The 9,818-nt window shown below is 23.2% G+C and carries 4 protein-coding genes; 1 reads left to right on the forward strand and 3 read right to left on the reverse strand.

Going from position 1 to position 9,818, the window contains the following annotated elements:
* The 3 genes from VAMP_RS07080 to VAMP_RS03280 all read right to left on the reverse strand — a co-directional run.
* On the reverse strand, nt 1–5,615 hold a 5,615-nt coding region (locus VAMP_RS07080; RefSeq protein WP_213349198.1), incomplete at its 3' end, for a DUF11 domain-containing protein.
* A gap of 68 nt (nt 5,616–5,683) precedes the next feature.
* A complete protein-coding gene (locus VAMP_RS03275; protein ID WP_213349201.1) occupies nt 5,684–6,079 on the reverse strand; it encodes a hypothetical protein in 396 nt (131 codons plus the stop codon).
* A gap of 13 nt (nt 6,080–6,092) precedes the next feature.
* Nucleotides 6,093–8,804 carry a LysM peptidoglycan-binding domain-containing protein gene (locus VAMP_RS03280; protein ID WP_213349203.1) on the reverse strand — a complete coding sequence of 904 codons (2,712 nt, stop codon included), beginning with the start codon at nt 8,802–8,804 and terminating at the stop codon, nt 6,093–6,095.
* Nucleotides 8,805–9,182: 378 nt separating this feature from the next.
* Between VAMP_RS03280 and VAMP_RS03285 the strand changes: the two genes are divergently transcribed.
* The coding region (locus tag VAMP_RS03285) for a type II secretion system protein (protein ID WP_213349205.1) at nt 9,183–9,818 on the forward strand (636 nt) is incomplete at its 3' end.

The following is a 9,818-nucleotide window of genomic DNA, read 5'->3' on the forward strand; positions in this document are numbered from 1 at the left end:
ATATCAAGATTAATTGAAGGTTCTACTATTGTAATAAGTTGATCAGATTGTCAAGTTAAAATTGTATCTCATAATTCATAATTTACTTCAACAGAATTTAATTTTGTATCTCACAATTTATTATTTTGAGAATCAAGAACGACAACATCATACTTAATAATTATATATTCTATATTAGTTCCAGTATTTGAATTTACTATATCTTGAAATTCAAAATTTATATTTTCATTAATAATATTTTTAAATCATCAAGTATAAACTACTCAAGTTGATGCTTGTATTTCCAAACTATCTTGTAATATAGATAATCCTGTTGGTAAAGTATCATTTATTTCAAGATTTTGAGTTGTTCATTTCAATAATGGAATTTGTATTTTATATTTTCATTTTTCTCATATTCAAAGTTCTCAATTTCAAGGATTTTCAAGAGTTTTTATTATTCAATTATCTGTTCTTATATTTATTGTATCATAATCACTTGTAGTGTATTCTCTTCTATAATTATTATCAACTCAAGGATATGAATAATAGTCTATATTTACTGCTCAACTAAGTAATTCTCAATAAGTTACTGTATTTTCCAATATAGTATTATAAGTGTATTCAATACTGTCTCATACTTCCAAAACTGTTGAACCTGAATTAAATTCATAATCTCAAGAAATAGTTGTTTTATTTGGAAGATTGTCTTCCCATTCCAAATCATAAGCTGGTGCAGATCAATTATTTGTTATATTAATTGTTGTTTGTATTTCATCTCATCATTGTCAATAATTTTTACTAAATTCTTTACTTATAGTAATATTAGGTTCTACTATATCAAATTTAGTTTTTTCTGTATTAGAACAATCAGGTTCACTATGTATTTTTTCATTATCATCTCAATTATAACTTAATTTAATTGTAGAATTTTTATTTCATCATGCTTGATTATTTGTATCATCAAGAACTATTGCTTTAGTTTCCAAAACAAAACCTGTTCAAGATCATGTTCATACATTAATTATATCTCCAAAATCAAACTCTATAATATTTCAAGATAATGTTATATTATTTGATGTGTTTGATACTACTAAATTATTCAATATTTTTCATGTCAAAAATTCTATTCAATTAGGCAATTCTTGTTTAAGTTTTACTCATGTCAAATTTAGTTTTGGAATATCAACATTTATTTTATATGTAATTTCTTCTCATATAGCCAAATCTGAACAATTTATATTAAAATTATCTTTATTAGTTCCTGTAAGAGATGTTGATTCAATAAAATGATTTATTTCAAGATCATCAATATCTAAATTAATAAAAGTGTCTCATGTATATTGTCTTTCTTCTCAATTATTATTTTTCAATGTTGAATATTCAAGATTTACTTTATTTTTTTCTTGTGTTCAAGCTATAACTCATGATAGTACTTCTACTTCAAAATTTATAGTTTGTGTATTGTTAATAAGTAATTCATCAAGTGTTAATCAACTTGAGAATAAATCTTCAGCAGTCCCATTAAAATCTAAATTTCATGTTAATGTTCATGATAAATATTTAAGATTAGTAGGTAAAATATCTTTAACATTTAAATTATAAGCTGGAGAATTTGATGATGAATTATGTTCAATATTAATTGTATATTTAACAGTATCTCATACTTGTGCATTTGAAGGATTTACCGTTTTACTTATATCAAGATTAGGTTCTACTATATCAAAATTTACTTGATTTGCAGTTTTACTATTATCTCAATCATAATTTATATTAATATTAGAATTTTTAGTATTTCATTCTTTATTATTTTCGTTATTAAGAACTCTTGCTGTAGTTTGTAAAACAAAACCAGTTCAAGATCAGGTTCATACATTAATTATATCTCCAAAATCAAACTCTATAATATTTCAAGATAATGTTATATTATTTGATGTGTTTGATACTACTGAATTATTCAATATTTTTCATGTCAAAAATTCTATTCAATTTGATAATTCTTGTTCAAGTGTTAATCATGTCAAATTTAATTTTGGAATTTCAATATTAATATTGTATATAACTTCTTCTCATATAGTTAAATTATCTCAATTTGTTCATGTAAGAGATGTTGATTCAATAAAATGATTTATTTCAAGATTATCAATATTTAAATCAATATTATCTGATTTATTATATTTTTTTTCATTTCAATTATTATTTTCTAATGTTGAATATTCAAGATTTACTTTATTTTTTTCTTGTGTTCAAGCTATAACTCATGATAGTACTTCTACTTCAAAATTTATAGTTTGTGTATTGTTAATAAGTAATTCATCAAGTGTTAATCAACTTGAGAATAAATCTTCAGCAGTCCCATTAAAATCTAAATTTCATGTTAATGTTCATGATAAATATTTAAGATTAGTAGGTAAAATATCTTTAACATTTAAATTATAAGCTGGAGAATTTGATGATGAATTATGTTCAATATTAATTTCATAAGATACTTCATCTCATACTTGTGCATTTGAAGGATTTACTGTTTTACTTATATCAAGATTAGGTTCCAAAATATTAACAGGAGTATTTTTACTTATAGATTTAGATGAATAATTAAATTCTCATTCTGCTTTTCTATTTGTTCATTTTGAAATAGTATTTTTAACTATAGCATTAGTTTGTATTACAATACTTTGTGGATTTGTACTTGAATTAACTATATCTCAAAAATCTATTGTAGTTCATGTAAATATTGTTCAAGTTGTAATTGAAGATCAAGAAAAAGTTAAATCAGATCATAAGGAAACAATAGAACCACTAATAAATTCCAAATTACTATGAAGATTTTCTTCAAATGAAGTTCATATATATGTTCATCATGATAAAGTAATTGTTGTCTCAAAACTTATTTTTTCTCATATAAGTAAATCGTTACCAGTACTTCGTGTTTCTGAACTTCAAGAAATAATTCTTGATATTCATGGTCTTGCAAGTTCAAAATCAATATCAGTAGAAATAGGTCAGAAATTATTTACTTCTTTGGAATCAGCATCTTCACTTGAATAATAATCCATAGATATACTATTTTTTCTATTATTTCAATCTATAACAAAACCAGTAGTAGGAGCTAGTGTATAATCAATAATAACAGATTTACCTTTTTTAATATTTGATCTTGAATTTATTTTATTAAAAGAAATTTCAAGATTTGTTCAAGATTGATTAAAATTTGCACCTGTTACTGTAAATCCTGATCAAACTATACTACCAGTATAAAAATTCATATTTTCTGGAATAATATCAATTAGATTTTCAACATAAGCATCATTTCTTCATTTTGAATTATCAATTATCACTTCAAAATCAACATTATTTCAATATGAAACATTTGTTCAAGTTGAATTTTTTGATACTTCTAAAGCAGGAAGTCATATAGTAAAAGGAACTTCCATTTTATTCATATTAAAAAGTTTTCATTCAGAATTTCTAAAACTTGCTATAGCTACATTTTTTTGTGGAAGTTCTCATTCATTATTGTAAGAAGAAGGTTTTTTATCCAAAATATCAACATCAAAAGTAATAGCAAAAGTATTACCTCACATTCAACTTCATAAATTAAATTCAATATTATTTGCATCCGTTGTTTCTATCCAATGATTATCTGATGCAGTATCTCAACTTAAAACAAGACCATTAAATTCATTATTAATTCAATTCCAATCATTTGTAAGTAGATCATTTCAAAATATATCTTTAAGATTTTCATCAGTTTGAAAATTTATATTAGATATATTATCATTTGGTCACATTAATAATGGAATAGCATCTTTTATATTTATTCATGTAAAATATACATTTGGAAATTCTACTTCTATAGCAAATTTAAGAGTAGATCATACGGGTAAAGCAGTTCAAGTATTATAATTACTATTATTATCACTATTATAAATTGTTCAATCAGGTAATTCTACTGAAATTAATCTTTTTTTATTTGTAGGAACTGGAGCAGTTACACTTGCACTAGAATTGTATTCAAGACTTGTTCATACAAGATAAGTATATCAATATCACCACCATCCAGAATAAACATATGAAATATATCAATAAAATTTGGCTTGATTAGTTAAAGTTTTTGTATTTTCATAAGTTCAATCTTCAATATCTCAATCCAAAATTGCTCTATATTCTATTGTTACAGTATCACCAGAATAAATATGTCAAGTTCATAAAGAAAAAATTAATTCAGTTTCTCAAGTATTAAGTAATTTTGATCAAGAAAAAGTAAAATTATTTCATGATCAAGAATTTGTACTTGAAAAATTTCATGTATATGATATTCAATCTGGTAAAGTATCAACAATATAAGTACCAGAACCTAAAGCTCCAAAATCAATATTTTTACCAAGATTTAATGTAAGTGTATAATTCAATTCATCTCATATAACTGGATTTGATTTATCAACAATTTTACTAAAACTAGCATAAACTAAAGAATAAGTAGTTGATTTTTTGATAGAAGATGTTATTTGATTTGAAGTATTTCATTTGTTCCATGTTCATTCTGCAAGCATTGTTGTATCACTTGACCAAGAATCTCAATTATTTATTTGAGCTGATTCATTTAATTCTATACTTCAATCTAGATTGTATGAATCAATTTGAGATGATAATCACCTAGTTTTGTATTTAATTTCAAGAGTTTGTCCAGTTCATACATTAATTCATGATAAATCAAGTTGTACATATCAAGAATCATCACCAGTAAGATAATTTATGTTTATATTTGATACTCATCATGTTTGAGTAAATCATAAAAACTCTCTATTATTAGAAACAATTTCTTGAATATGTAAATCATTTAATGATCATTGAGAATTTCATTCAATTTTTATTGAAGTTTCATATTCATTTCAAACTATAAATTTTGTAGCTCAAGCTTTTGATATTTTATAAGGTACAAAACTAGTTGTAGCAGATTCAAAATAAAATCATTCTATATAATTAATACCAGATTCATAAAATTGATAATATGGACCAAAATAAAAAGTATATCAATTTGCAGATTCAAAAAGATTTGCGGGGAAATTTATATCATTTGCATTATATTCAATAATTGATCATGTACCAGCAAAATTTATTGAACCTGGCATTGCTGACGAAGGTGCTCAATCTGGAACTGCTCATCTTCAATATATACTATTTTCAGCATATGCAAGAACCTTTATTTCTGTATCATCAAAAAGATCTATATTATTATTAGATTTTAAATTTAAAGTATAATTTTCAGAAGTTGTCTGTACTAATACATCATCAGTTTTGAAAAATAAATATTGTCATCATGTATATGAAATTATTTCATAAGGATCTCATAAATCACTACTAGAAATAAATTCAATATTATCTGGAATATTTACTATAAATCAAGGATTAAATGCCTCTCATTCAGAACTTTTTTTATTTTTAAGATTTATTTTTAGTTGAAAATTTTCTCATAAAATATTTGATTCACTAAGTGAAGGATTTACTTCAAGATCTAATTTTGCTGATCAATCAATATTAGAACCAGAACCATTAGCAAAAATATTATTAAAAATAAAAGTTCATATAAATAATATGGAAATAATTAATAATTTTATTATTTTGTTCAAACTCATTTTTTATTTTTATATATGTAAAATATATTTACATATATTATATATAAAAATAAAAAAGTCAAAATATTTTATATATTATAATTATTTGTATTATTTGTAGTTCATGCTTCATCTGGTCTTATTTTTTTAGTTATAGCAGTTAATACTTCTGTTCTGAAATGAAAATCTCATATTCTATTTATATTAGAATCTAAAACATTTCTTCATTCAATTTTTAATTTAATTGTATTATTAAATAATCTACACATTTGTTCTTTTTCTATATCTAATCTAGTAATTATTTGATTTCTATTTTCGGTATCTTGTGGAATTAAATCTTTTTTTTCATCAAAAATATTATTTATTATATCTTTTCATTTATCCAAAAAATCTGATAAAGTAATTTTTTCATTGTTTTCTTCATTTGATAATAATTTTTCAAATCTATTATCTAGCTTAAAATTTCATTCATCTTTATTTCACATAATTTCTTGTAAACTAAAACCTCCAAAAATTGATCCTAATAAATAGGAAGTTTTTTTTGGGATCAATTCAAGCTTGTGATTTCAAATTTGCAACTTTATCAAGTTTATTTACTCTTCTTCATCATTCAATAGCAGAGAATAAAAAAGATTTAACAACATCTCTAACACCAATATCTTCATTATCTAATCATTTAATATTTGCTGATAAAGCGGATATAGCCGTTATATCAATTCCTAATAAAGCAAGTTTTCAAGCTATATCTTTATTATTTAAAATATTTCTAAAATCCATATTTTTTGTAAAACCTAAATAACCAAGAGCAGCAGCTGAAACATAAAAATCATTTCATCGATTTCATTCTTGATTTCATAATTTACCGTCTCTGATAAGTCATTCAGTTTCAACAGAGAAAAAATTGAAAGGCACTGATTTTGCAATTCAAACTCATCATTTTATTGTATTTTGTGCACCTTCCCAATTATTAATAACTTTAGAAGCACCTTTAATGAATCAATCCCCTTTTTGATACCATGTAGTTGATTTATATGCTCTAAGTCATCTTATAGTTGCACTTGTAGCGGCCCTTGCTCACATAGTGAGAAGTTTAGTTGCTATCATTGATAATCAAACTCAAGCTACACTAGAAAGTCATATAATTGCTATTTCAAATGCAAGTTCTCACAAAATTTCTTTAGTATCATTAGATAAGTTAAACCATCAAATTCATTCTATATCACCATACATTTTCAAAAAAGGATTATTACCATCATAAGATCAAGACCAATTTGTATTTGTTTTAACAATTGCTTCTGTTATAGATTGATTTACAGCACCTTGTAATAACATTACTTCTAATTCTTTTTTTGCATCATTTTCTGCATCAGCAATAAGTTTTTTAATTTTTTCTTTTTCTTCTTCATCTTCTACATCATCTAATTTTTCTTCTAAATTATTTATATAATTATCAATTATTCCATCTGATTGACTAACTACCTTTTCTATCCTTTTAAAAAATTGAGAAATTTTTCTATTAAGTTCCATCCCTTGACTAAGTTCTCAATGTTCATTATTAAATAATCAAGAATTTATAAATTTTTCAATAATCGGATCATGTTCTAGATTAGAACTTTCTATACGACCTCCACGAGATGTAGATTTATATAATTTAGAAATAATATTGTCTATTCATTCTTCTTGTATATATGAAATTAATTCATTAATATCTCAATGATTAATTTGATTTTCAAAATCATATCAATAATCTTCATTTTCACCATATTCGGTTAATATATCAGGATTATTAATTACATATTCTTGAACTAATTCTCATGCTTTTTTATGATCACCAAATTCCGTTTCTATTATTTGAAAAAGTTCTAAATGTCTATCATGTGAGCTTTTACCATCTTTATTATTTAGTAATTCATCAATTTTATTTCTTAATCATTCATTTTTATCTATCATTTTTGGTAAACTTCATACTCTATGTAGATGTTTATCTTCTACTATTATATCATCAATTATAGTGCTTTTAATATTTTCTAATTTACTTGTTAATTCTTTTTGTACTTTTTGTAAATTATCTTCAATTCATCATTCTTCATAATCTCATATTATATTTATCAACATACCTTTCATAGGAACAGGAGAAGATAAGTATAAATCAATATAAGATATTTTTTCATAAATATCTCAAGATTCATTGTCTAAATCATTAAGTGCATCCAAATCTAATTCTATATTTTCTACTCTTCCAAAAACATTTTTTTTCTCATAATCTCATTGAAAAACATATAATAATTCTTTGGCAATATCAAAATCTTCCAAACATTCTTCTTTTACTTTTTCCAAGAATTCTTTTGATTTCTCAAAATCTTTACTTTCAAAAAAATTTTTTGATTCCATAAAATCTGATATTTTTTCTTCAATTCAATTTAATCATTTAAGATGTGGATATTTATCAAAAAAATCTTCTATATTAGAACCAAAACTATTCATACTTTCAAAAATATCATCAAAGTCAGTTTCAATTATATCTCAATTATATAATATATTAAACTTTCACTCTTCATAATTAGAACTTAATAAAATTGGTGTATTTTCCATTTTTTCAATATATTCTCTAATTTCAGAATATGTATCTGGAGATATATTATTATATTCTGCTATTTCATCCCAAGTAATTCATTTACTTAATAATTCCATTAAATTAAAATAAGATTCATCACCATTTTCATCTTTATAATTAATCATAAGATTATCGTTATCAGAAACTTGAAAAACTTTACTATCTTTTATATTAATAGTTAATGATTGTCATATATTTATTTTATCAACATCTTCTATTTCGTTTTTATCAATTAAATATTCAATTTTTAATCAATAATCTTTTGCAATTTGAGATAATATATCTCAATGCATAACATCATGTTCTATTGTTTGTTGAACTCTTTCATCAATATTATTTAATAAATTAGTGACCAAATCATTTGATTTATATTCCATATCATTATTTGCAATAATTTTTATCAAAAAATCAACTAATCAATATTGAATAGCTTCTTTTTGAGAATCACTGAGTTCATCTGTATCATAAATTTCTTCCATAAAAGAAGATGATTTTAATACTATACTTTCAACAATATTTTCTTTTTCTTCAGAGGAAATATCACTATTTTCCAATCTAGTATCAACTGCTTTTTGTGTAAATTGTTCTATACTCATAATTAATTTATATTTAAATATATAATGTTTTGAATAAATTATATATAAAAAATATTTATTTGCAATAATTTTTTTGGGGTAGTGTGCTGTAAATGTTAAAATGTCAGTATAACTCATCTTTGTAGAACAAAATTTCTAAAAACTTGATTTAGACAAGGATTTGCGAGAAAATAAAAAATTTTTTATATATTATATAATTTTATATTATTTAAAACAATAATTTACTATTTAATTCTTTATTTTTAGATTAATTTTCAATACAAGTTATTTTTTAAAAATAAAAAAATAACTTGAAAAAGATAAAAAAAATAATATAAGTATTGAAAATATTATTAATATTTAATATTTAATATTTAATAGCTAAAAACTAATGAAAAAATGGGAAATAATAAATGATTTACATTAGTAGAGTTGATAGTAACAATAGCTATAATATCAATATTGGCGGTAGTAGCAGGATTAACACTTACACATTTTGTGGGGAAATCAAGAGATACACAAGTAGTAAGTAATATAAATACAGTTGCCAAATGATTAGATATGTATTATATAAGTAATTGAGAATATCCTGAGCCAGATAATTTTACATGAGTATGAATAAAACAATGAGAGTGGTGAAGTGGTAAATCATCAGAAATAGAAATAATACCTCATCCTAAAAATAGTGATAAATCTAGTTTTGTATATACTATAACAGATAATCAAAAAAGTTATACTATAGCTGGATGGTTGGAAAATGAGTTAGTTATGAATGGTTTGTATACAGATAAATTGTATGCAAGAAATAATTATACAGATATGATACTTTACAAAAAATGACAAATTCCAGTAATTGTAAAAGAAGATAATTGGGTTCCAGTTACTAATACAAATAGTGATTGATCTTCGTTTGTTGTATTATGAGATAATAGTGAGATTGTAAAAAAACAAGATGGAACAAGTTTATCAGGTGATACTTTGGATGAAGTATTTAGTTGAGTAAATGAATATGTAGAACAACAATGATCTACTTGA

Origin of the sequence: Candidatus Vampirococcus lugosii (assembly GCF_018420025.1) — a bacterium.
Classification (GTDB): domain Bacteria; phylum Patescibacteriota; class Gracilibacteria; order Absconditabacterales; family Absconditicoccaceae; genus Vampirococcus; species Vampirococcus lugosii.